The sequence below is a fragment of the Maricaulis sp. genome (assembly GCF_048269565.1).
In the GTDB taxonomy this organism is placed as follows: domain Bacteria; phylum Pseudomonadota; class Alphaproteobacteria; order Caulobacterales; family Maricaulaceae; genus Maricaulis.
Genome location: NZ_JBLXIK010000007.1, coordinates 91268 through 113632, shown reverse-complemented (window position 1 = coordinate 113632; position 22365 = coordinate 91268). Strand labels below are relative to the sequence as shown.

Genomic DNA, 22365 nt, shown 5'->3' with positions numbered 1-22365 from the left:
GTTGTGAAGCAAGTTTCACAAGGTTACGCAGAGATTCCGCGGCAAGCGGCGCCTCAGCGGTAACGCCGCACCCGCGTCTCGTTGACGAAGGCGAAGCAGACCGCCAGCAGGGCCAGGTCTTTCATCAGGAAATGGCCGCTGCTCGACAGTGCCGGAAAGCCGCCCAGCTGTTCGTCCCAGGCACCGGCATAGGTGAAGAGGAAGGACAGCGTCACGATGAAGGTCATGATCGACATCACCAGCCCGATGCGGAACAGGCGCGGATTGAACCAATAGCCCAGCAATGCCAGCGCGGTGAAAATCTCGATCACGCCAATCAGCGCCGAAATCACCCGTTCCGGCATCAGCGCCTGCATCCAGGAAAAGACCGGACTGCTGGCGATCAGCGGCGCGATCCCGGCCGCCTCGGCGGCAGTGAATTTCATCACACCGATCCAGGCCAGCACCAGCACGAGACCGCTCCACATCACCGGCAGGCTGACCGCACGGGTCTTGCTGGTACGGTTGGAGAATATCCGCGAATTGTCGAAACTGCCGGCCCACAGTGAAAGACCGGCGATCGCGACGTATTTCAGAATGCCCTGGCCGGAGCCGATCGCCGGGAATCCGCCCTCGGCGGCGAGCCAGACCGGATTGGTGAGCATGGCCGTCAGCGCCAGCACGGAGAAAACCCCCAGCAGCACAAAGCCGATGCGGCGAAAACTGCCCAGAGGCAGCGGCGCACCGATCAAGACCGCCATCACAATCTGGTAAATCCCCAGCGCCTTCGCAGCTGAACCGGCCTGGTCCTCAAGCCCCGAGAGGAAGGCATGCCCGGCAAGCCACTGGCCGACAATGGCTTCCCCGACCGGCGTGAAGTCCATCGCACCAAGCCAGAGAAAGATGATGGCAAGGCTCGCGCGGGCGAACAGCAAGGCATTGGTTGTGGATGGCACGAACCGGTCTCCTGATGGGGCGCGGCAAAACCTAGCACCGGTCATTGCCGGAGGCGAGGCTGACGGCAAACGCGAACGCAAGCGGGTTGTTGAAATTGGTGCCCCTGGCCAGACTCGAACTGGCACTCCGTGAGGAAACGGATTTTGAATCCGTCGCGTCTACCAGTTCCGCCACAGGGGCAAACCGTGGGAAATGCAGGAAGCGCAAGCTGACGATCCGCGCGCCCGCTGTCAACGGCCCAATGCGCTCGACGCCCCTGCCTTGTGCAGCTAGGTTCGCGGGCGATTTTTGCTTGGGGGTCGGCGATGACCGAGACTGCTGCCTCGCGCGGGCTGATTGGTGCGCTTGAACAGATTGCCGATGATGCCGGTGAAGACGGGATGAGCCTTGGCGACTTCGTCGATGCCCTCGGCGAGCGCGCTTTCGGCATCATCCTGTTTGCGATGGCCCTGCCCGTCTCCATCCCCTTCCTCTATGGCGTGCCGCAGGTGATGGCCCTGCCGATGATGGCATTGTCGGTACAGATGGTGATGGGCCGGGGCGAACCCTGGCTGCCGGCGCGCTTCAAGGCGAGCCGGCTCGACAAGCGCGGCCTGGTGCGCATGGCGCAGGGCGGCCGCAAATGGTTCGGCTGGCTCGAGGCGCTGGCGCGGCCTCGCCTGACTGCCCTGTCGGGGCCGACGGCAGAACGCATGATCGGCGCGATCTTCGCGGTTTTCTGCACCAGCATCCTGATCCCGCTGCCGGCGACCAATACAACACCGGGCATCGCGCTCGCCATCGCAGCGCTGGGCCTGTTGACCCGTGACGGGCTGCTGGTGATTGGCGGGCTGATCCTCGGCCTGGTCTGGATCGCCCTGCTGCTGGTCTTCGGACATACGGTCATTGATGTGATCAAGACCTTCCTGCAATCTGTCTTCTGAGCCCCGTCTTCCCGTGTGCGCATTGGTCACGGTGCGAGCGTAACCAAGGTCGATCATCATGCCGGCAATGAACCCAGTCCTGTCCCGTTTCCCGCTTACACGCTGGCCGCTGCTGATCGCAGGCGGTTCGCTGCTGATCATGTTTGGCGCCTGGGGCTTTCAATATATCGGCCACTATGACCCTTGCGCGCTCTGCTACGACCAGCGCCACATCCACATGGCGGTGATCGCGCTCGGCTTTGCCAGCGGCCTTGCGCTCATGCTCAAGCCGGACTTCGCCCGCTTCACGCCGTGGATCCTGTTCCTGATGGCGGCGCTGCTGCTGTATTCAGCCGGCTTCGCCTTCTGGCATGCCGGCATCGAGAATGACTGGTGGGACGGCCCGGCCAGCTGCACGGCATCGGGCGGCGCCAGCATCAGCGCCAGCGACATCATGGCCGCACTCAATGGCGAGCGCCCGGTCGTGCTGTGCGACGAGGCCGCCTGGCGCATGCTGGGGATTTCGATGGCGGGCTATAATGCCGCGATCTCCGTCGTCATGGCCGCGGTCGCCGGCTGGGTCGGCTTGCGGGGGCTGAAGACATCATGACCGAAACGCCCGCCCGAAAGACTGTCACCGAAATCATACCCCAGCCAGGCATTCCCCTGCCCGGCAAGCGTCGCGATCCGCACCGGATCGAACAGATGCTGCGCGTTGATCATGCCGGTGAATACGGCGCCGTCGCGATCTATGGCGGCCAGAGGGCGATTTACGGCAAGCTGCCGCAGAAGGCCCGCATCGCCCGCCAGCTCGAGGAAATGGAAGCCGACGAGCAGGCGCATCTCGAGGCCTTCGACGCGCTGCTGGTCAAGCACCGGGCGCGCCCGACGGCGCTGGGCCCGGTCTGGAACATGGCCGGTCACGCCCTCGGCGCCGTCACCGCACTGATGGGCGACAAGGCAGCGCATGCCTGTACCGAGGCCGTCGAGAGCGTGATCGAACAGCACTATGCCGGCCAGATCACCGAGCTGCGTGCCATGGGTGAGGATGAGCTTGCCGACAGGTTCGACCAGTTCCGCACCGAGGAATTGGCGCATCGCGACCTCGCGATCGAGGAAGGCGCCAAAGACGCGCCGGGCTATCCGCTCCTGTCCGGCCTGATCCAGGCCGGCTGCCGCCTGGCAATCAAGGTCAGCGAAAAAATCTAGACCGGAAACCGCACCGCGAACACGGTGCCTTCAGGCCCGGTCGAGACCAGTTCGACATCACCGCCATGCGCCCGCGCCAGATCGCGCGCGATGGACAGGCCGAGACCGGTGCCGCCGCGCTTGGTCGAGCCGGCGAAGGGACGGAAGAGATTGTCCCTGGCCCTTGGCGGCACGCCCGGACCGGAATCGCTGACCTCGATGCGGCAGAAACCCGGCTCCGACACCACCACGACCTCCAGCACCGCCGCTGCGGATGCATTGACCGACATCGCCTGGATGGCGTTGCGGAACAGGTTGAGGAATATGCGGTGCCCGTGATCGGGGTCGGCATTGAGCCGATGCTCCGGCTCGACCCGGTTGCGCCAGTCGACCCTCGCCTCGCCCTCGACCAGCAGGGCATCACGCGCGGCCTCCTCGATCAGTTCGGTCAGAACGACGCTGCGGCGCACGGGCGGGCTTTCCTCGGCGCGACCGAATTCCAGCGTCGCCTCACACAGGCGCACGCCGCGATCGACCGCCCGCACCAGCCGCTCCCCCATGCCGCGCACCCGGTCGTCACTGTCCATGGCGAGCCGGTCAGAGACCAGCTGGGCGCTGGCGAGGACATTACGCAGATCATGATTGATGGTGGCGACCGCCTCGCCGAGCGCCGCCAGCCGCTCACGCTGCAGCAGCGCCTGACGGATTTCCGTCTGCATCTGCGCCAGCTCGGTTTCCGCCTGGCCGATCTCATTGCGGGCACCGCCCGGCCGGATCGTCAGCGACGGGTCGTTCGGCGCGCCGCGAAAACGGATCATCGCCGTCGCCAGCCGCCGCATCGGCCGGACGAACATGTAGAACAGGGCCAGATAGATGATGGTGCCAACGGCCAGGGCAATCAGCGCCGAATAGACCAGATAGCGGCGGGAAAACACCGCCAGGGCCTCTTTCAGCGGCGCTTCGGGCACGATGACGTCGATCAGCTCGTCGGGCCGGCCCATCGGTGTCGCGCGGATCCGCAGGAAGCGCCCGGGGGCCGCGGTCATGGCCTCGATCGTGTCGCGTACATGCCCGATCCAGCCCGTGGTGCGAACATCGCTTTCGGTCAGTTCACCGTCGATCGGGCCGGCATAAAGCACCAGCTCATTCATGCCGCCGCGCACCCGCGAGACTGCGACAGCGTCAGCGCCGGCCAGCAAGGCCCAGACCTCGTCCTCACCCAACGCCCCTCCGGGAGCAACATCGGCCGCCAGCGCCGCCAGGTGCGCTGCCTCGGCCCGATCCATCATCCATTGCAGACGATAGCCGGCCGAGGCCGGGAAATAGACCAGCACAACACCGATCGCGATGAAGCCGACGGTCAGCATCAGCAATTGCCCCGGCAGGCTTTCGATCATGCCGCGGCAGACCGCAGCGATCGCGCGGAGCATTCGGGGCAGCGCACCGGTCGGCGCGGCAGGAGGCGGGGATGTCTCAGGCATGAATGCTTCGCCCCATATCCTAGGGCTCCGACCGCGACAAGGCATCACGGGCCCGCGCCCGGACCCGCAGCCGGTGACCGATCGCGACGGCTCCCATCAGCACCACCATGGCCACGGCGACCAGGAAAGACGGTCGCGTCAGATCCGCCAGACCCGGCTGCACGCCCGCCTCGACCAGCTCACCCAGCCCCGCCCCGAGATTGGCGTAGAGGACAACAGAGGGCAGCGAGCCGATCAGCGTGCCGGCAAAAAACGCCACGAAGCGATGCCCCAGCAGCGCCGCAGCCAGATTGACGAGAAAAAACGGCAGCGGCAGCACCCGCAACAGGATGACATAGGCAAACTCATTGCGATGAAAGCCATCGGCAAAACGCGCAATCCGGTCCTTGGTGCGCTGGCGCAGGCCGGGCCCGGCGAGAAAACGCAGGATCAGCCAGGCATTGGCCGCGCCGAAGGTGATTCCCGCCAGCGAGACGGGAATTGCGGCACCGCTTCCGAGCAGAAACCCGGCGCCGATGCTGAACCAGAGCGCCCCCGGCAGGGAGACCGTAACGGCGAGCATATAAAACGCGGCATAGGCGAGGCTGGCCAGCAGGAGATTGTCGCCGATCCAGCCGGCATTTGCATTCCCTTGCGCCAGATCGACCAGCGCCTGCGGCGAGGCGCCCAGCCAGAGCGCCAGCAGCATGGCCGACGCCAGCACCAGCCCCGCCGCGAGGCGCAGCCGGACCCGCCCTCCTGCGGTCGGTGAATTGGTCAATGCCGGATCTTTCATCGCTCATTCCTACACCGCCGCTGCATTTTCGGCACCCTGTTGTCATGCGAATAGCCGCCGGCGCGCTTGACGCCCGCCCTACATATGCGTATTAGCGCCGCTCTTGAATTGATCGCCGATGGAGCGCGACCGTGAAACGCACTTTTCAACCGTCCCAGCTCGTCCGCTCACGCCGGCACGGCTTCCGTGCGCGTATGGCGACGAAAGCTGGCCGTCAAATTCTGGCACGTCGCCGTGCCAAGGGCCGCAAGCGGCTTTCCGCTTAACGACCATGGACACCACGCCGCCAGCCATTGACCGGCTGAAAAAGCGGCGTGAGTTCCTGCACTGCGCACAGGGTAAAAAAGCCGTCCGGTCGGGTGTCGTTGTTCAGGCACGCCAGCGGGACGGCGCTTTGCGTTTGGGCGCAGGCTTTACCGCCACCAAGAAAGTCGGGAATGCGGTTGTGCGCAACCGGGTCAAGCGGCGCCTGCGCGAAGCGGCGCGGCTGCTACTGCCCCTCCACGGACGGCCCGGCTTTGACTATGTATTCATTGCACGCGCGACTACCGCCGATCGGGCCTGGCCGCGTTTGCTGCAAGATGTCGAAAGTGCATTGGTGAGCCTCGCGTCCGACGAGGCCCCGGGCAACGCGAAACAACGAGCCTGAGAGGCCTGACTGTCATGGGCGGAGAACAACGCAATCTCTTTATCGCGCTGGGGCTGATGCTGGTCATCATGCTCGGTTACCAGTTCCTGATTACCGGCCCGGCGCAGGAGCGCCAGCGCGCCGCGATCGAGGCCGAACAGGCTGCCCTGGTCGAGCAGGGTATTGATCCCGATCTCCCGGCAGCCCTGACCTCGGCACCGACTGTCTCCGCACTCGACCGGCCTGAAGCACTCGCCACGGCCCAGCGCGTCGAGATCAATGCACCAAGTGTTGAAGGTTCGATCTCGCTGACCGGCGCCCGTTTCGATGATCTGCGCCTGCGTCGCCACACGGTCGAGGTCGGCGGCAGCGAGCTGGTCTCCCTGCTCAACCCGATCGGCAGCGGCGATGTCTTCTACGTCCGCGATGGCTGGCAGTCACCGACCCCGGGCTTTGCCGACCTGCCCGGTGGCAGCACGGAATGGACCCTGCTGTCGGGCAATGTCCTGACCGAAGAGACCCCGATCGTGATCGGCTATGACAGCGCCTCCGGCCTCCATTTCGAGCGCACGATCAGCATTGACGAAAATTACCTCTTCACCATTTCCGACACCGTCACCAACACCACAGGCGGTGATGTCGAGCTGCAGCGCTACGGCCTGGTTCGCGATGAAGGCATGCCGACCGACCTGACCAATAATATGGCCGTGTTCGAGGGCGCGCTCGCCGTGGTCGATGGCCGCCTGATCCAGCGCAAATTCTCCAAGCTCGAAGATGGCGAGGAAGACGAAGCCAGCGGCGTGGGCGGCTGGGCCGGCATCACCATGCGCTACTGGATGGCCGCCGCCATTCCCGACCAGAGCCGCAATTTCACCGCCCGTTTCCGCACCATCGAACGCGCCGGCATCACGGCCTTTGAATCGAGCTATGTCGAAACCGCGCAAATCCTGCCCGCCGGCGCCTCTTTGAGCTCGACCTCGCATATCTTCGCCGGTGCGAAGGAACTCGATGTGCTGCAGGCGGCCCAGAATGACCAGGGCATCCAGAAGCTCGACATGGCGATCAACTGGGGCTGGCTCTGGTTCCTGGCGCGGCCCTTCGTCTGGCTGCTGCACCATCTGGAAAACCTGACCGGCAATGTCGGCCTCGCCATCCTCGCCCTGACGCTGATGGTCAAGATTGTGATGTTCCCGCTCGCCAACCGCGCCTTTGCCTCGATGGCGAAGATGAAAACGGTGCAGCCGAAGATCGCCGAGATCAAGGAACGCTACGCGGCCGACCAGCAGAAACAGCAACAGGCGATGATGGATCTCTACCGCAAGGAGAAGATCAATCCGCTGGCCGGTTGCCTGCCGATCCTGCCGCAGATACCGATTTTCTTTGCGCTTTACCAGACCCTGTTCAACGCCATCGAGATGCGCCACGCGCCCTTCTTCGGCTGGATCCGCGATCTGGCGGCACCCGATCCGACCAATATGTGGAACCTGTTCGGTCTCCTGCCCTTCGACCCGTCCAGCTGGCCGATTCTCGGCGGCGTGCTGGCGATCGGTATCTGGCCAATCCTGATGGGTCTGACCATGGCCGCGCAGCAGGCCCTCAACCCGCCGCCGCCCGATCCGATGCAGGCGAAGATCTTCGCCTTCCTGCCCTTCGTCTTCACCATCATGCTGGCGGGCTTTGCCTCCGGCCTGGTGATTTACTGGGCGTGGAACAATGCGCTCTCGGTAGCCCAGCAATATGTCATCATGCGCCGTCACGGGAATGAGACCCAGCTCGACAAGCTGATCGCCCATATCCGCGACCGCATGAGGGGAGGCGGGAACTGACCGCGTCCCGGGAAGCTGATCTGGCAGCCGGGCGGCTCCTGTTTGCGCGCCCGTGCAAATTTCTGATGGGGGCGGTTGATCTCGACCACCTGCCGCCGCCGGATCGGACCGAAGTCGCCTTTGCCGGCCGTTCCAATGTCGGCAAGTCGTCGCTGATCAACGGGCTGACCAACCAGGTCGGGCTGGCGCGCGCCTCGGGCGAGCCGGGCCGGACGCGCGAGCTCAATTTCTTCAATCTCGAGGGCAGCAAGCTGCGCCTGGTCGATCTGCCGGGCTATGGCTTTGCCAAGGCGCCCAAGGATGTGGTCGACAAATGGACCCGGCTGACCCGCGCCTTCCTGCGCGGCCGCGTCAATCTCAAGCGCGTCTACCTGCTGATCGACAGCCGCCACGGCCTCAAGCCCGTCGACCAGGCGATCATGGATGTGTTTGACGAGGCCGCGGTGAGCTATCAACTCGTGCTGACCAAGTGTGACAAGATCAAGCCACCGCAAGTCGCGCGGACCATCGAGGAATCGCTCGAGGCGATCCGCAAGCGCCCCGCCGCCTTCCCGCGCGTGGTGGCGACCTCGAGCAGCAAACGCCAGGGCCTCGATGACCTGCGCGCCGAAATCGCCGCGCTGTTGCCGGGCGGTGCCGGTTAGGGAGCCAAGCCTCATGTTGATGCGCCTTCTGATCCTCCTCGGCCTCTCGCTTTGCGCTACCGCTCCGGCGCGCGCCTATGATGTCTGCAACCAGACCAGCTACATCGTCCATGTCGCGACGGGCTGGCCGGTCGCCGGCGGTGTCGCGATCCAGGGCTGGATGCGGATGCGGCCCGGCGAGTGCAGCGAAGTGGCCGGCAATGTCGAACTGGCCGATGATCAACCGCTGTATTTCTACGCCAAGACCAGCGATGCCTATCTCGGCGGCGTGCGCGAATGGCGCGGCACCACGGCCCTGTGCGTCGATGAGGCCGATTTCGAGGTCATCGCCAACACACGCTGCGCCGCCCTCGGCCTCGCCTCGCGCGATTTCATTGTCCGGGAAGGCGATCAGCGCGACCGGACGGTGCTGGTGGGGCCGGACAATTTCGGCACACATGCCGAAGTCGCCGGCATCCAGCGTCTGTTGCAATCGGCAGGCTATCCGATCACGGCTGTCGACGGCTATGACGGTCGCGGCACCGATCGCGCCGTCACCCGTTTCATGGCCGATGCCGAGCTGAGCACGCGGCCGGCCAACACGGCGCTGATCGATGCGCTGGAATCGCGCGCCATGACCCGCAATGCCCAGAGCGGCCTGACGATCTGCAATGAGTCCGACGGCGATATCGCCACCGCGATCGGCTATCGCTCCGGCGAGATCTGGCAGTCGCGCGGCTGGTGGCGCCTGCACGCCGGCGAATGCGCCCGCCTGCTGGCGGCCCGGCTCGAGACGACCAACACCTATTTCTATGCCGAGCGGATCAATGCCGCGACGCGCCGGCCGCTGAATGGCGGCACGGACGCCTTCTGTATCGCCCCGGCCCGCTTCCTCGCCGAGGAACGTACGGGCTGCACCGAGCGCGGCTATGCCACGGCGAATTTCCGCCGCATCTCCGAGCCCGTCGATGGCGGTGTCCGGATCACGATCGAGGAATCCGATTTTGCAGGCCCCAGACGTGACCGCTGACCGCCCCGACCTGACCCATATCGATCACTGGGTGTTCGATCTCGACGACACGCTCTACCCCTCCGATGCGCCGGTGATGGCCCAGGTCAGCGCCCGTATGACGGAATATGTCGCGCGCCTGCTCGACCTGCCGCATGACGAGGCGCGGCTGCTGCAGAAAACCTACTGGCGTGATTACGGCACAACCCTGCACGGGCTGATGGCCAATCATCCGCTCGATATCCGCGAATACCTCGATTTCGTGCACGATATCGATCACAGCGTCATCCCGGCCAATCCCGAACTGATCCGGCATCTCTCCGCCCTGCCCGGCAAGCGGCTAGTCTACACCAATGGCTCGTTGAAACATGCCGAGAATGTGCTGGCGCATCTGGGCATCGACCATTTGTTCGACGACATTTTCGACGTCGAGGCCGCCGGTTTCACGCCCAAGCCGCACCGCGAGGGCTTTGACCGTTTCGCCGCCCGCTTCGCCCTGCCGGTGCCGCGCTCGGTGCTGTTCGAGGATTCCGTGCGCAACCTGAAGACCGCCCACGAAATGGGGTTCACAACCGTGCTGATCCGCGCGAAGGAAGGCCTGCGAACCGAAGATCACAGCCGCGCCGGCGAAGATCCCGACCATATCCATTTCGCCGCCGATTGCCTGACGACCTTCCTCGGCGAGATGCGGACATCCACGACAGCGGAGCCGACCCATGACTGACCAGCTCAAGACCCTGATCGAAGCCGCCTGGGATGATCGCGACTCGGTCTCGACCGAAACCGGCGGCGAGATCCGCGAGGCCGTCGAGGCGGCGATCGACTTGCTCGACAGCGGCAAGGCCCGCGTTGCGGAGCGCTCCGGCAATGGCGACTGGACCGTCAATCAATGGCTCAAGAAGGCCGTGCTGCTGGGCTTCCGTCTCAATCCGATGGGATTGATCGAGGGCGGCGTTGCCGGGGCGCGCTGGTGGGACAAGGTGCCGTCGAAATTTGAAGGCTGGGGCGAAGCCGAATTCAAGGCCGCCGGTTTCCGCGCCGTACCCCCCTGCGCCGTGCGCCGGGGCGCCCATATCGCGCCGGGCGTGGTGTTGATGCCCTCCTATGTCAATCTCGGCGCCTATGTCGATGAAGGCACGATGGTCGATACCTGGTCGACCGTCGGCTCCTGCGCCCAGATCGGCAAGCGGGTGCATATCTCCGGCGGCGTCGGCATTGGCGGCGTGCTGGAACCCTTGCAGGCCGGACCGGTGATCATCGAGGACGACGTCTTCATCGGCGCGCGCTCGGAAGTCGCCGAGGGCGTCATCGTGCGCACCGGCGCGGTGATCTCGATGGGCGTCTATCTCGGCCAGTCGACCAAGATCGTCGATCGCGCTACCGGCGAAATCACCCGCGGCGAGATCCCGGCTTACTCCGTCGTGGTCCCCGGCACCCTGCCCGACCCCAAGGGCGGACCGTCCCTGGCCTGCGCCGTGATCGTCAAACGCGTCGATGCCCAGACGCGCTCGAAAACCTCGATTAATGAGCTGTTGCGGTAGTTTCGCCTGGCCAAACGCTTTCCTCCCCGGTTTACCGGGGAGGGGGACCGCGAAGCGGTGGAGGGGCCGCGCGGCAGCGCGGGGTTTCGGCTTCGCCGCCCCATCGGCCGCTGCGCGGCCACTTCCCCGCAAGCGGGGAAGAAAGCGGTGGGCTGGCTTTAGGGTCGATTATTCGGCATCGCTTTCTTCCGGCTGCGTCTGCAGCTCCATCCAGACCTCGATCCCGCGTGCGGCCGCAACCCCGGTCGAGAAACAGGCCTGCAGCAGATAGCCGCCGGTCGGCGCTTCCCAGTCAATCATCTCGCCGGCGACGAAGACGCCGGGCAGGGCCTTGATCATCAGGCCGATATCGAGGCCGTCGCGGGCAATGCCGCCGGCCGAGGAAATCGCGCGGTCCAGACCCGTCTGGGCGGTGATGGTGACCGGCGTTGCCTTGATGCGGCGGGCGAGATCGGCCGGTTCGGTGGGCAGATTACCGCTCTCGCGCAGCAGGCCGATCGCCTGCGGTGACAGGCCGGCCTTGCGCAGCGTGTTGGCCAGCGACTGGCCTTTCTTCGCCGAGGCGATGCGCTCCGTGACCTCGGCAATCCTGTGATTGGGACGCAGATCAATCGTCGCCGTGACCGGATAGCCGGTCGCCAATGCCTTGCGGATCGGGGTGGAGAGCGCATAGACCGCGCCGCCTTCCAGGCCGTATTCCGAGATCATCGCCTCGCCGCGCACGGTCTCGCCATTGAGGCTGATCGCGATCGTCTTCAGCGGCTGGCCGGCGAAGCGCGATTTCATGATCTCGCTCCAGGCGATTTGCGCCCCGCAATTGGCGGCAGCGAGATCCTCGACTTCGACACCGCGCGAGCGCAACAACTCGGCCCAGCCGCCATCGGAACCCAGCTTGGGCCAGCTGGCGCCGCCAAGCGCCAGCAGGACAGCATCCGGCTTGTCGATGACCACATCGCCATCGGGCGTGTTGAACAGCAATTCGCCGTTCTGGCCCCAACCGGTCCATTGATGACGCATCCGGAACTGCACGCCCTGCCCTTCCAGCCGGGCGATCCAGGCGCGCAGCAGCGGCGAGGCTTTCATCGCCTGCGGGAAGACGCGGCCGCTGGTGCCGACGAAAGTCGCCTGGTCGAGGCTCTCGGCCCAGGCACACAGATCGGCCGGGGTGAAGACTTCCAGCCAGGAGGACATCCAGCCGGAGGCCTCGCGATAGCGCGCCATGAAGGCGTCGCGATCATCGCTATGGGTCAGGTTGAGCCCGCCGCGTCCGGCCATCAGGAATTTGCGGCCCAGGGTCGGCATGCGCTCATAGACGGTGACGCCATGGCCATGGGCGCTGAGGCGTTCGGCGGCGATCAGGCCGGCGGGTCCGCCACCGATGATGGCGATTTGTTTGGGAGATTGTTCGGTCATGGCGGTCTTCTAGTCTTTTCCCGGGACAACAGCCAGAAACCCGCCCAGTGCGCTGATCAGCCCCTGTCACGCCGGCCTCGAATCTGATGCAATACGCGCCAGACAAGAACCATGAAGGAAAATGCCGTGAGCGATGTGAAAGCCAAGACCAATCCGGATGCTGCCGATCCGGCCGCGCCCTACGGCTCCGCCAACAACCCGTCGGAATTCGATGTCCTCAAGCGGCTCGATGCCAATGAGCCCTATTTCATCATCCGCGGCGGCGATCCGCTGTCCGACGCGCTGGTCGAGCTGCACGCCTATATCGGCGCCGGCCAGAGCGGTGCCGCCCATGACACGCTGGAACGCATCCTCGCCCTCACGGCCCAGCACCCGCCGCGCCCCGTCGGCTCGCCCAAATACCGCGAGACCTTCAAGATTTCGATCTCGATGGAACGCTATCGCGAGACGCACGGGCGCTCGCACTAGGGCTCAATAGGGTGTCCCATCCTTGTGGACGAAAGTGCCCGTGCCCGGACGGTCATAGCGTTCCGGCAGCGCCCTCATGTCGATATCGGGGTATTCGGCGCCATCGGCGTCGATGCGGGTGCCGATGGCGAGGAAGACGCAATCGCTGTCGGAGCGATTGACGAGGTGATGACCGTCCTCGACGCCGGCACGGAAGCCGGCGCAATCGCCGGGTCGCATCACTGTCTCGCCGCCATCCATCACCAGCGTGACTTCGCCGGAAATGACCTGGACGAATTCATCCTCATGCGTGTGCCAGTGGCGCTGCGATGACCAGGCGCCGGGCTCCAGCCGCACCTGGTTGACGCCGAACTGGGTCAGGCCGGCCACATCGCCAAGACGGCGGGTATGGCGTCCTCGGCAGGGCTCATCCATCGGCGCGGGATAACCGCATCTGGAAATCTCGGCGACATCCTCGATGGCAAACTTGCTCATGGCTGCATCCTTGTTCTGGCGCGGCCGGGCGAACCGGCTATGTTTCGATTATGAACACTGATCCCGATCTTTCCAATCCGCTCGCGCTGGCCCAGCGCCTGATCCGTTGCCCCTCGGTGACACCGGCCGATGCCGGCGCGCTGGATGTCTTGCAACAGGCACTGGAAAGCCTCGGCTTTGCCTGCCGGCGTCTGCCCTTCGGCGAGATCGACAATCTCTATGCCCGCCGCGGCACCGCCTCGCCCTGTTTCATGTTCGCCGGCCATACCGATGTCGTGCCCGCCGGCGGTGACGCCAAATGGACCCACCCACCCTTCGCTGCCGAGGCCATCGACGGCATGTTGTGGGGTCGCGGCGCGGCCGACATGAAGGGCGCGATCGCCGCCATGGTCGCTTCAGTGCAGCGCTTGCTTGGCGAGCAGGGCGAGCCAGCCGGCTCAATCGCTTTCCTGATCACCGGCGATGAAGAGGGCATGGCGATCCATGGCACCAAGGCGGCGCTGGAACAGCTCGCCGCCGAGGGCGAGCGCTTCGATCACTGCCTGGTCGGCGAGCCGAGCAATCCCAACGCGATGGGCGAGACGATCAAGTCGGGCCGGCGCGGCAGTCTCAATTGCCAGATCACAATCACCGGCCGTCAGGGCCATGTCGCCTATCCGGAACGCGCGGAAAACCCGATCCCGCCCCTGCTCACCCTGCTCGGCCGCCTCACCGCACGCCTGCTCGATGACGGCGCCGAGAATTTCCAGCCCTCCAATCTGGAAGTCACCAGTATTGATGTCGGCAATCCGACCACCAATGTCATTCCCGGCCAGGCCGAGGCGCGCTTCAATATCCGCTTCAATATCGCCCATACCGGCGATGAGCTGAGCCGCTGGATCGAGGACGAGGCGGCGCTGGTGGCGCTGACGTTTGATGGCGAAGTGGTGTGCGATATCCATGTCACCGGCGAGGCCTTCCTGACCCCGGCCGGTGCATTCACGACCTTGCTGCAGGACGCCATCGAGGCCGAGACCGGCCGCCGCGCCGCGCTCACCACCGGCGGCGGCACCAGCGATGCCCGCTTCATCCACAAATATGGCCCCGTCGCCGAATTCGGCCTGGTCGGTGCCAGCATGCACAAGATCGATGAATGCGTGCCTCTGGCCGACCTGGAAACGCTGACCCGCATCTATACCCGCATCCTGTCAGCCTATTTCACGGACACCCCGGCATGATCAGGCTGGTCGCGGAGGCCTGGCTTGCGGTGCAGGGTTGCTGGCGCATCCTGACCTTCAAGGATGGCTGGGAAGAGAATTTCGACACCTCGATGGGCGGGCTCTGGCACTCGTTTTCGGCCGCGATCTTCGCCCTGCCGCTGGTGGCGCTGATCCTGCTGAGCGCCTGGCACGGCTCCGGCGGCGAGCGCGGCTACGGGCTGGAAGACTTCCTGGTCTATTCGCTGTCCTGGGTGATTTTCCCGCTCGCAGCCTCGCTCGCCGTCAGCATTCTCGGCCTGCGCGGGCGCTGGGCTGCCTGGGTGGTGCTGCACAATTGGAGCTCGATCCTGCTGTTCGCCGTGCAGGCGGGCATCTGGACACTCTTCCTCGCCGGGCTGATCAATCTGCAGCTGCTCGGCATCCTCGTCGGCCTGTATGGCTATCTGCGCATCCTGGTGCACTGGCGCATCGCCTATATTGCGCTGGGCGCCCCGACCATCACCTCGGCGGCTGCGGCCGCAATACCGATCCTGGCGGCGAAAATCATGGTGATCCTGATCTCGCTGGCGATGACGCCCGCCATCCCGGACGCGCTGTAGACACGCGTCTCAGTCCGGATAATCCACCGCCACCAGATAGAGCCCGTCGGACGGCGCCACCGGACCGCAGCGCCTCCGGTCGGCGGCGTCAAGCGCCGCCTTGAAATCGCGCAGCGACCATTTGCCGACCCCGACCTCGACCAGCGATCCGACAAAGGAGCGTACCTGGCGGTGCAGGAAGGAGCGCGCCGAGCAGGTCAGCTGCACCTCCTCGCCAATGCGCGAGACGCGGATCTCGTCGAGCGTCTTGACCGGGCTTTCCGACTGGCATTGCGCGTCGCGGAAGGTGGAAAAATCATGGCTGCCGACCAGCATCTGCGCGGCGGCATGCATGGCATCGCTGTCGAGAGCTTGCGGCACGCGCCAGATCTGGCCCTTGTCGAGGGTCAGCGGGGCGCGGCGGTCGATCAGGCGATAGAGATAATGCCGCTTGGTGGCCGAGAAACGGGCATGAAAGTCCTCGGTGACTTTTTCGGCCTCGAGCACGGCGATCGGATCGGGGCGGAGATGGTGGTTGAGCGCATCGCGCACCCGGTCACAGCGCAGGTCCTTGTCGAGGTCGAGATGCGCCACCTGCCCCAGCGCGTGCACACCGCTATCGGTGCGCCCGGCGCCCTGGACGATCACCGGAGCGCCATTGAGCGCCTGCGCGGCGCGCTGCAGCGAGCCCTGCACGGAGGGCCCGTGATCCTGCCATTGCCAGCCGTAAAACAGCGTGCCGTCATATTCCAGGGTGAGCTTGTAGCGCGGCATCAGCCCAGCACCGTTCCGGCCGGCACCGATGTGCCGCGCAGGAAGTCCTCCGCCTTCATCGCGCCCTTGCCCTCACGCTGCAGCCGCATCAGCCGCAGGGCGCCGGAGCCGCAAGCGATCAACAGCTCATCATCGAGCGCCGTGCCCGGCTTGCCCTCGCCCGCCTCGGCCGTCGCCAGCAAAACCTTGACCCGCACAGGCCCCTTCTCGGTCGCCAGCTCGAACCAGGCGCCCGGAAAAGGCGAAAGCCCGCGAATATGCGGCGACAGTTCGGCGGCGGGGCGCGACCAGTCGATGCGCGCCTCTTCCGGCGTGATCTTTCTGGCGTAGGTGACGCCCTCATCCGATTGCGGCACCGCCTGCAAGGACCCGCGTTCAAGCGCCGCCAGGGCGCGCGGCCACATCAGGGCGCCGACATCCATCAGCTTGTCATGCAGGCTGGCCGCGGTGTCGGTCTCGCTGATGGCGACGGTTTCCGACAGCAGGATCGGGCCGGTATCGAGCCCGGCTTCCATCTGCTGGATCTGGACGCCGGTCTCGCGATCACCGGCCATGATGGCGCGCTGGATCGGTGCCGCGCCGCGCCAGCGCGGCAGCAAGGATCCGTGCAGGTTGAGACAGCCCAAGCGCGCTGCATCGAGCGCGCGCTGTGGCAGGATTTGCCCGTAGGCGACGACAATGGCGGCATCAAGGTCGAGCGCCTCGAATTCCTCGAGCACCGCCTCATCCTTGAAGCTGTGAGGAGTGGAGACCGGAATGCCCAACACTTCGGCCAGCTGGTGCACCGGCGTTTTCTGCTCCGACTGGCCGCGGCCGCGCTTGCGCGGTGGCTGGGTGTAGACGCGCACGATCTCGTGGCCAGCGGCGGCGATCTCGGCAAGCGAGCGGACGGCGAAATCGGGTGTTCCCATGAAGGCGAGGCGGAGGTTCATGCCGGGGTCAGGTCCTGTGGTTTCAATTGCGGTCTCCCCGCCGTCATAACGGTGATACAGTCTGACCACCAAGCAGGAGCGACACCATGGCACGAACCCCCGGCATACTCATCACCCTCGTTTCCGGACTCTTGGCGCTGGGCGCCTGCGCGGCGAGTGTCCCGGACGGGCAGCCTGCCGATTCGCGCCCGATGTCGGAAATCGGCGGCATGTGCGGCGGCATGATGGGCACCGGCTGCGCCGACGCGGGCGCCTATTGCCGCTATGAGCCAAGCGCGCAATGCGGCGCCGCGGACCAGACCGGCATCTGCACGCCCCGGCCACAGGCCTGCACGCGCGAATATCGCCCCGTCTGTGGCTGCGATGGCCAGACCTATGGCAATGCCTGCACCGCGGCCGCCGCTGGCGTCAGCGCGACACATGATGGCGCCTGCGCAGCGGACGGCAGCTGATCGTCAGACGACGGAGCCTGCCCGGGCGGGACAGGCTCCCGTCTGACTACTCGGCGCCCCAGGGTGCCGGTGGCACCTCGACCGGACGGGTCATATCGAAGCTGACTTCGAAATGGCGCTCCGGACGATCGAGCGCATAGGTCAGCGCGGTATCGGTCAGCGCAAGCGTCCAGACATTGGTCACCGAGACGGCGAGCCCCTCGCGCTCGAACAGGTCTTTCGAGAACTGGTCGGCGGGGAATTCGGCGCGGCCATCGGCCGGCGGCGTGGTGGTGGAACCGCCATACATGGTCACCGCGTCCTCGCTGCCGTCTTCATGGCGGTGATCATGCTGCAGGCGCAGCCCGTCGCCCTGACGGCTGATGATCCAGGTGCGCGAGCGATTCTCGCCGACATGCAGCGGGATGCGGACCTCGTCATCGCTGCATTCACGGAAATGGATCGTCAGCACTTCCGACGCCCAGTCGGCATCGCGCGGATCGTCGCTGGTGACCGCCCCCTCGAAGGCCTGGCCACAATATTGCGACAGCGAGGCGAGCAGGTCGTCATCGGCGGGTGCCTCTGTCGGCGCACTGCAGGCAGCCAGGCTCATAAGGCCGAGCGCGGCGCTGGCATGGATCAGTTTCATCACGGCAATCCCCTTGAAATTGTTCCGCGAACGATCCCGCGCCCGCCCCACCGGGTCAAGCAACAACTGATCCTGTCCACAGGGGAAAGAATGCTTTTCGCGCCGGGCGCTGTTTTGGCTCCGGCAAAGGGCTATTTTCGTCTCGAGCCAGCGCGCAGGAGCACTTCATGCCGACGACCACAAAGACCCGGGCACGCACGATCAGCCAGATTTCGCGCGGCATGCCGACCTCCGACGGCGCGGGGGTCAAACTGACACGCATGCTCGGCCATCAGGGACTGAATGATCTCGACCCTTTCCTGATGCTCGACCAGTTCCGCTCCGACAATCGCGATGATTATATCGCCGGCTTCCCGAGCCATCCGCATCGCGGCTTCGAGACCGTCACCATCATGCTCGACGGCCGCATGCGCCATGGCGACAACAAGGGCCACAAGGGCGTGATCGGACCGGGCGGCATCCAGTGGATGACCGCCGGGCGTGGCATCGTCCATTCCGAGATGCCCGAACAGGATGAAGGCCGCATGTGGGGCTTCCAGCTCTGGGTCAATCTGCCCGCGAAACAGAAGATGACGGCGCCGCGCTACCAGGAATTCGAGGCCGGCCAGATCCCGGTCGAAACGCGCGAAGGCGGCCGCGTGCGCGTCCTCGCCGGCTCCAGCGCCAGCGGCATCACCGGCCCGGTTGAACAGATCGCGACCAAACCGCTCCTGCTTGACGTGACGCTCGAGCCGGGTGCCCGCTTCAACGAGGTTGTTCCCGCCGGGCATACCGTCTTCATCGCAGTCTACAAGGGTGAGGTTTCCGCCGGCACAGAGACCGTGAAGGCACCCGACCTGGCCGTGTTGAGCGATGGCGATGCCGTGGAACTGACGACCGGCACCGAAGGCGCAAGCTTCATCCTCGCCGCCGGTCAACCGATCAATGAGCCGGTCGCGCGCTACGGCCCCTTCGTGATGAACACGCAGGCGGAGCTGCAGCAGGCGGTGGCCGATTTCCAGGCGGGGCGGTTCTAGGCCGCGTCGTCGATTACACGCAGTGCGGTAGGTGACAGGCGCAATGGAAACTTGAGGAGACGTCAGGAAGCTACACGTAAGGGCAAGGATGGCACGAAAAGGATACGAAGTGTGATCGCCGACCGTATTGCTTCATTAACCAGCGCGTTCTAGCTCTCTTGGCTAGGGAGACATGCCATGATTGCGACTATCGGATATGAAGCAGCGAGCCTTGAGGCCTTCATCAACACCCTCAAGCTCGCCGACATCGATATGATCGTGGACGTCAGGGACCGCGCTCAATCTCGTCGAAAAGGCTTCTCCAAGACCGCGCTCTCCGAGGCTCTCGCCAACAGTGGAATCGGCTATAAACACTTTCGAGTTCTCGGTGACCCCAAAGAGGGGCGCGAAGCGGCGCGATCAGGGGACTGGGCAAAGTTCCGCGCAATTTATGCTGAGGTCATCAACTCAGCGGAAGCCCAGCAAGCGCTCGAGGAAGTCGTAGAACTGGCGAACGATGCAGCGATTTGTCTGCTCTGCTACGAGCGCGACCCCGCAACCTGTCATCGCAAAATCATTTCCAACATCCTCGATGAGCGGTTAGGCTCCCGTACTCAACATTTGGGAGTTCGGTCTTTTGAGCAGGCTGCATAGTCTCGCGGGAGAATGCCTCAACCTTGTCAAAGCGATCCCGCATGCAAGCGGAAAGTACTCGGAGACAGTCTGCTGCGCTGGCATTAACAAGCAGGGGGAATGGGTCCGCCAACACCCCGTTCCGTATAGAGTTCTCGCAGATCCTCAAAAGTTTCGCAGATGGGATCGGATTCGCTATCGCTACACGGACCCCGGCCATGATGGGCGCAAGGAAACCCAACGTGTCGATCCAGATTCAATCGAAGTCCTAGGGCGTACCTCACCCAAAAATGAAACACACTTTTTGAACTCCATCGTCCGAGCTAGTGTCGGCGAAGCAGTGGCGCGGGGAGAGTCCCTCGCCCTCGTAAGGCCGACAACATTTTCATTCGGTTGGAGAAAGAAGTCCGAGAGCGCTCTAGCTGAGGAACAAAACAAACACAACGCCTTAGCTAATCAGGAAAGTTTGCTCCACCGGTCAGTGCGCCCGCTGGAGCCCTGCCCATATGTATTCCGCGTCAAGTGGGTGGACGCCCATGGGGTGACACATCAAAACTCCTGCGAGGATTGGGAAACATCCGCCACGTTCTTCAATCGCCGGCGAGAACTCAAATCCGAAGACGCAGCACTTCAATGGCTAAAAAACAAATATGAATGCGACTATCGTCGTAAAGGTGTCGTTTTTGCCGTTGGAACCCATGCCCTGCATCAACAGACATGGTTGCTGATCGGCATCATCAGGTTAGACAACCCCAGTCAGAATGATCTCTTCGCCCATGAATGATGCAGCCGATCACTACAGCGCACCACCTAGGGGAAAGGAGATCAGGCCGCGTCGTCGCGGGTCTTGTCCTTGTCCAGCTTCTTGACGCGCTGGACGGCGCGCTGGCGTTTCAGGCGCGAGAGATAGTCGATGAAGAGAATACCCTCGAGATGGTCCATCTCGTGCTGGATACAGACCGCAAACATGCCCTCGGCGATCTCGTCACAGGGCTTGCCGTCATAATCGAGATACTGGATGCGGACCCGGTCCGGGCGCTCGACCTCGTCGAACACGGTCGGCACCGACAGGCAGCCCTCTTCATAGGGCTGCAGATTGTCGGACGGGTCGGACAACACCGGATTGACGAAATAGCGCGGTTGCGGCGCCTCGTCGGCCTTGGCCAGATCCATCACGATGACGCGCTTGGGCACGCCGACCTGGATCGCGGCAAGGCCGATCCCGTCGGCGGCGTACATGCTTTGCAGCATGTCATCCATCAGATCGCGCAATTCCTCATCCACCCGCTCGACGGGTTGGGAGACCAGTTTCAGGCGCGGATCGGGGACGGTGATGATTTCTCTGACAGCCATGGCCCCTAGATAGGGCGAGCGGTGCGCGGAATCAAGAAACGGACACTTCAGTCCGCCGCATCGGGAGATGCGAGGGCCCGCGGCGCTTCGTCGACCTGGTCGGGCGCATCAATCGTCTTGGTCTGGGTCGACCCGTTCATCTCCGACATGCGCCGGGCAGAAACCAGAACCCGCGTCTCCAGCGAGGCGACGGCCTTGTTATAGTTCGAGGTCGCCGATTTCAGGCCCGAACCGACGCGGCCGAGATATTCCGAGAACGTGCTGAGGCGCGAATAGAGTTCCGCCCCCAGCGCCGCGATCTTCTCGGCATTGGCTTCCAGCGCCTGCTGGCGCCAGCCGAAGGAGACAGCCTTGGCGAGGGCGAGCAGGGTCGCCGGCGTGACGATAATGATGCCCTTGGCGATAGCGTCATCGAACAGGGCCGGGTCCTGGTCCATGGCGGCGCTGTAGAAGCTCTCACCGGGAATGAAGAGCGCCACGAAGTCTATCGCGCCATCGACGGCATTGGCGTATTCCTTCTTGGACAATTGCTTCACATGCGTGCGAACCTGGGCCGCATGGCGCTGCAGGGCGCTTTTGCGCGCCGTGTCATCCTCGGCTTCAACCGCATCGAGATATCCGGTCAGCGCGACCTTGGAATCGACCACGAAACGGCCCCCGCCGGGAAGGCGAACCACGAAATCCGGGCGCATCGCATTGCCGTCGCTGTCGCGGGTCTGGTGCTGGGCCTCATAATCGATATTGGCGCTCAAACCGGCCAGTTCGAGGATATTTTCGACGGTGCGCTCGCCCCATTGCCCGCGCGTCGTCGAGGAGCGCTGCAGCGCGTTGACCAGTTTGGAGGTTTCCTTGTGCTGGACCGAGAGACCTTCGGACAATTGCTTGATCTGATTGTCGAGTTCACCCTTGTGAGCGTGACGCTCCTTCTCGATGATCGCCAGCTGTGCACGGAATTCCTCCAGCCCCTTCTGGACCGGCTCGACGACGGATTTGACGCCGCCCTCGGTCTTTTCCTGGCTGACCTTGAAGGTTTCGCCGGCACGCTCGAGAAATTTCTTCTGGCTCTGATCGAGCACTTCACCGGCGAGCGCGGTGAATTTGACGCGGATTTCCTCGCCCATCTTCGACAATGAGGCGCGCTCCTCGGCGACGGCGCGTTCGCGTTCTCGGATCTGCGCCTGCATCGCGGCAACGCTCTGCTCGGCGGCTTCGCGCGCAGCCGTCTGGGCCGCCAGTTTCTCGCCAAGCTCGGCCAGTTGACTCGCCCGCTCCTCTGCACGCGCCAGCGCCAGCTCGGCGCTGGCCCGCATCCCCCGCTCCTCGGCCAGGGTCGCGGCAGCCGTGTCACGCTCGCGCCGGACCCGGGCGTGGGCGCGAAATTCAACGATCGCAATCACAATCGCGATCAGGGCGAGGGCCGCGAGGCCGGCAAGCGGGAGAAGTGTGGCGGTATCCATGGAAATCATCCGAATCTGATTGGCGAGCTCAAGCCTAGCACACCGGCCCGGACAAAAGCTGTCGCCTGCCAATAGGAGAGTTCATTGCGGCCCGCAACTT

General features: G+C 64.4%; 27 protein-coding genes and 1 tRNA gene. 17 read left to right on the top strand and 11 right to left on the bottom strand.

Annotation, left to right across the window (positions count from 1 at the left end; translation table 11 throughout):
- Window positions 1-53: 53 nt before the first annotated feature.
- Window positions 54-935, bottom strand: coding sequence for a YkgB family protein (locus ACN0YL_RS12830; protein ID WP_417498248.1), 882 nt, complete (start codon window positions 933-935; stop codon window positions 54-56).
- A 96-nt stretch (window positions 936-1031) separates the two neighbouring features.
- Window positions 1032-1116 (bottom strand) — tRNA-Leu (locus ACN0YL_RS12825).
- Window positions 1117-1241: 125 nt separating this feature from the next.
- Between ACN0YL_RS12825 and ACN0YL_RS12820 the strand changes: the two genes are divergently transcribed.
- The 3 genes from ACN0YL_RS12820 (at window position 1242) to ACN0YL_RS12810 (ending at window position 3047) form a co-directional block, all read left to right on the top strand.
- Window positions 1242-1859 carry an exopolysaccharide biosynthesis protein gene (locus ACN0YL_RS12820; protein ID WP_417498247.1) on the top strand — a complete coding sequence of 206 codons (618 nt, stop codon included), beginning with the start codon at window positions 1242-1244 and terminating at the stop codon, window positions 1857-1859.
- 67 nt (window positions 1860-1926) lie between these two features.
- On the top strand, window positions 1927-2448 hold the full coding sequence (locus ACN0YL_RS12815) for a disulfide bond formation protein B (protein WP_417498246.1): 522 nt from the start codon (window positions 1927-1929) through the stop codon (window positions 2446-2448).
- Entirely contained in the window at window positions 2445-3047 is a 603-nt protein-coding gene (locus tag ACN0YL_RS12810) for a demethoxyubiquinone hydroxylase family protein (protein ID WP_417498245.1), read from the top strand. Before ACN0YL_RS12815 ends, ACN0YL_RS12810 begins: the two co-directional genes overlap by 4 nt.
- Here ACN0YL_RS12810 and ACN0YL_RS12805 read toward each other — a convergent pair.
- Entirely contained in the window at window positions 3044-4507 is a 1464-nt protein-coding gene (locus ACN0YL_RS12805; RefSeq protein ID WP_417498244.1) for an ATP-binding protein, read from the bottom strand. The genes ACN0YL_RS12810 and ACN0YL_RS12805 overlap by 4 nt on opposite strands.
- 19 nt (window positions 4508-4526) lie before the next feature.
- Entirely contained in the window at window positions 4527-5282 is a 756-nt protein-coding gene (locus ACN0YL_RS12800; RefSeq protein ID WP_417498243.1) for a TVP38/TMEM64 family protein, read from the bottom strand.
- 131 nt (window positions 5283-5413) lie between these two features.
- Here ACN0YL_RS12800 and rpmH point away from each other — a divergent pair, with 131 nt between their 5' ends.
- The 7 genes from rpmH to dapD all read left to right on the top strand — a co-directional run bounded on the left by rpmH (window position 5414) and on the right by dapD (window position 10909).
- Window positions 5414-5548, top strand: coding sequence for a 50S ribosomal protein L34 (gene rpmH / locus ACN0YL_RS12795; RefSeq protein WP_417468573.1), 135 nt, complete (start codon window positions 5414-5416; stop codon window positions 5546-5548).
- 5 nt (window positions 5549-5553) lie between these two features.
- The gene (gene rnpA, locus ACN0YL_RS12790; protein ID WP_417498242.1) at window positions 5554-5931 is read left to right on the top strand and encodes a ribonuclease P protein component; all 378 of its coding nucleotides are present in this window, start codon (window positions 5554-5556) and stop codon (window positions 5929-5931) included.
- A gap of 14 nt (window positions 5932-5945) precedes the next feature.
- Window positions 5946-7736, top strand: a complete 1791-nt coding sequence (gene yidC, locus ACN0YL_RS12785; RefSeq protein WP_417498241.1) for a membrane protein insertase YidC — start codon at window positions 5946-5948, stop codon at window positions 7734-7736.
- Between the two features lie 65 nt (window positions 7737-7801).
- The gene (gene yihA, locus ACN0YL_RS12780; protein ID WP_417468570.1) at window positions 7802-8380 is read left to right on the top strand and encodes a ribosome biogenesis GTP-binding protein YihA/YsxC; all 579 of its coding nucleotides are present in this window, start codon (window positions 7802-7804) and stop codon (window positions 8378-8380) included.
- A 13-nt stretch (window positions 8381-8393) separates the two neighbouring features.
- Entirely contained in the window at window positions 8394-9389 is a 996-nt protein-coding gene (locus ACN0YL_RS12775; protein WP_417490996.1) for a DUF1036 domain-containing protein, read from the top strand.
- Window positions 9379-10092 (top strand): pyrimidine 5'-nucleotidase, encoded by a 714-nt coding sequence (locus ACN0YL_RS12770; protein ID WP_417498240.1) that lies wholly within the window; start codon window positions 9379-9381, stop codon window positions 10090-10092. Before ACN0YL_RS12775 ends, ACN0YL_RS12770 begins: the two co-directional genes overlap by 11 nt.
- The gene (dapD, locus tag ACN0YL_RS12765) at window positions 10085-10909 is read left to right on the top strand and encodes a 2,3,4,5-tetrahydropyridine-2,6-dicarboxylate N-succinyltransferase (RefSeq protein WP_417498239.1); all 825 of its coding nucleotides are present in this window, start codon (window positions 10085-10087) and stop codon (window positions 10907-10909) included. The genes ACN0YL_RS12770 and dapD overlap by 8 nt, the downstream gene beginning before the upstream one ends.
- Before the next feature lie 168 nt (window positions 10910-11077).
- Here the strand turns inward: dapD and ACN0YL_RS12760 are convergent, their stop codons facing one another.
- Window positions 11078-12322 carry an NAD(P)/FAD-dependent oxidoreductase gene (locus ACN0YL_RS12760; RefSeq protein ID WP_417498238.1) on the bottom strand — a complete coding sequence of 415 codons (1245 nt, stop codon included), beginning with the start codon at window positions 12320-12322 and terminating at the stop codon, window positions 11078-11080.
- Between the two features lie 126 nt (window positions 12323-12448).
- On the opposite strand from ACN0YL_RS12760, the gene ACN0YL_RS12755 reads away from it, so the two are divergent.
- The gene (locus ACN0YL_RS12755) at window positions 12449-12790 is read left to right on the top strand and encodes an aspartate decarboxylase (protein ID WP_417468565.1); all 342 of its coding nucleotides are present in this window, start codon (window positions 12449-12451) and stop codon (window positions 12788-12790) included.
- A 3-nt stretch (window positions 12791-12793) separates the two neighbouring features.
- Here ACN0YL_RS12755 and ACN0YL_RS12750 read toward each other — a convergent pair whose 3' ends face one another.
- Window positions 12794-13264, bottom strand: a complete 471-nt coding sequence (locus tag ACN0YL_RS12750) for a cupin domain-containing protein (protein ID WP_417498237.1) — start codon at window positions 13262-13264, stop codon at window positions 12794-12796.
- Window positions 13265-13314: 50 nt separating this feature from the next.
- Here ACN0YL_RS12750 and dapE point away from each other — a divergent pair, with 50 nt between their 5' ends.
- Together dapE and ACN0YL_RS12740 are read left to right on the top strand one after the other, a co-directional pair.
- Entirely contained in the window at window positions 13315-14481 is a 1167-nt protein-coding gene (gene dapE, locus ACN0YL_RS12745; protein WP_417498236.1) for a succinyl-diaminopimelate desuccinylase, read from the top strand.
- The gene (locus ACN0YL_RS12740) at window positions 14478-15062 is read left to right on the top strand and encodes a hypothetical protein (protein WP_417498235.1); all 585 of its coding nucleotides are present in this window, start codon (window positions 14478-14480) and stop codon (window positions 15060-15062) included. The genes dapE and ACN0YL_RS12740 overlap by 4 nt, the downstream gene beginning before the upstream one ends.
- A gap of 9 nt (window positions 15063-15071) precedes the next feature.
- Here ACN0YL_RS12740 and truA read toward each other — a convergent pair whose 3' ends face one another.
- Both truA and fmt read right to left on the bottom strand, forming a co-directional pair.
- Window positions 15072-15815, bottom strand: coding sequence for a tRNA pseudouridine(38-40) synthase TruA (gene truA / locus ACN0YL_RS12735; protein WP_417498234.1), 744 nt, complete (start codon window positions 15813-15815; stop codon window positions 15072-15074).
- Window positions 15815-16747, bottom strand: a complete 933-nt coding sequence (gene fmt, locus ACN0YL_RS12730) for a methionyl-tRNA formyltransferase (RefSeq protein ID WP_417498233.1) — start codon at window positions 16745-16747, stop codon at window positions 15815-15817. Before fmt ends, truA begins: the two co-directional genes overlap by 1 nt.
- An 86-nt stretch (window positions 16748-16833) precedes the next feature.
- On the opposite strand from fmt, the gene ACN0YL_RS12725 reads away from it, so the two are divergent.
- Window positions 16834-17199 carry a Kazal-type serine protease inhibitor domain-containing protein gene (locus ACN0YL_RS12725; protein ID WP_417498232.1) on the top strand — a complete coding sequence of 122 codons (366 nt, stop codon included), beginning with the start codon at window positions 16834-16836 and terminating at the stop codon, window positions 17197-17199.
- A gap of 46 nt (window positions 17200-17245) precedes the next feature.
- Here ACN0YL_RS12725 and ACN0YL_RS12720 read toward each other — a convergent pair whose 3' ends face one another.
- Complete coding sequence (locus ACN0YL_RS12720; RefSeq protein WP_417491115.1) at window positions 17246-17827, bottom strand: hypothetical protein; 582 nt, start codon at window positions 17825-17827, stop codon at window positions 17246-17248.
- Between the two features lie 167 nt (window positions 17828-17994).
- Between ACN0YL_RS12720 and ACN0YL_RS12715 the strand changes: the two genes are divergently transcribed.
- From ACN0YL_RS12715 to ACN0YL_RS12705, 3 genes are all read left to right on the top strand, one after another.
- Window positions 17995-18843: a pirin family protein gene (locus tag ACN0YL_RS12715; RefSeq protein WP_417490985.1), complete on the top strand. Its 849-nt coding sequence runs from the start codon at window positions 17995-17997 to the stop codon at window positions 18841-18843.
- Between the two features lie 177 nt (window positions 18844-19020).
- A complete protein-coding gene (locus tag ACN0YL_RS12710) occupies window positions 19021-19476 on the top strand; it encodes a DUF488 family protein (RefSeq protein ID WP_417498231.1) in 456 nt (151 codons plus the stop codon).
- A gap of 283 nt (window positions 19477-19759) precedes the next feature.
- Window positions 19760-20239, top strand: coding sequence for a hypothetical protein (locus ACN0YL_RS12705; RefSeq protein ID WP_417490983.1), 480 nt, complete (start codon window positions 19760-19762; stop codon window positions 20237-20239).
- A gap of 41 nt (window positions 20240-20280) precedes the next feature.
- Here the strand turns inward: ACN0YL_RS12705 and def are convergent, their stop codons facing one another.
- Complete coding sequence (gene def / locus ACN0YL_RS12700) at window positions 20281-20808, bottom strand: peptide deformylase (protein ID WP_417490982.1); 528 nt, start codon at window positions 20806-20808, stop codon at window positions 20281-20283.
- Window positions 20809-20855: 47 nt separating this feature from the next.
- Entirely contained in the window at window positions 20856-22265 is a 1410-nt protein-coding gene (locus ACN0YL_RS12695) for a DNA recombination protein RmuC (protein WP_417490981.1), read from the bottom strand.
- Between the last annotated feature and the right edge of the window lie 100 nt (window positions 22266-22365).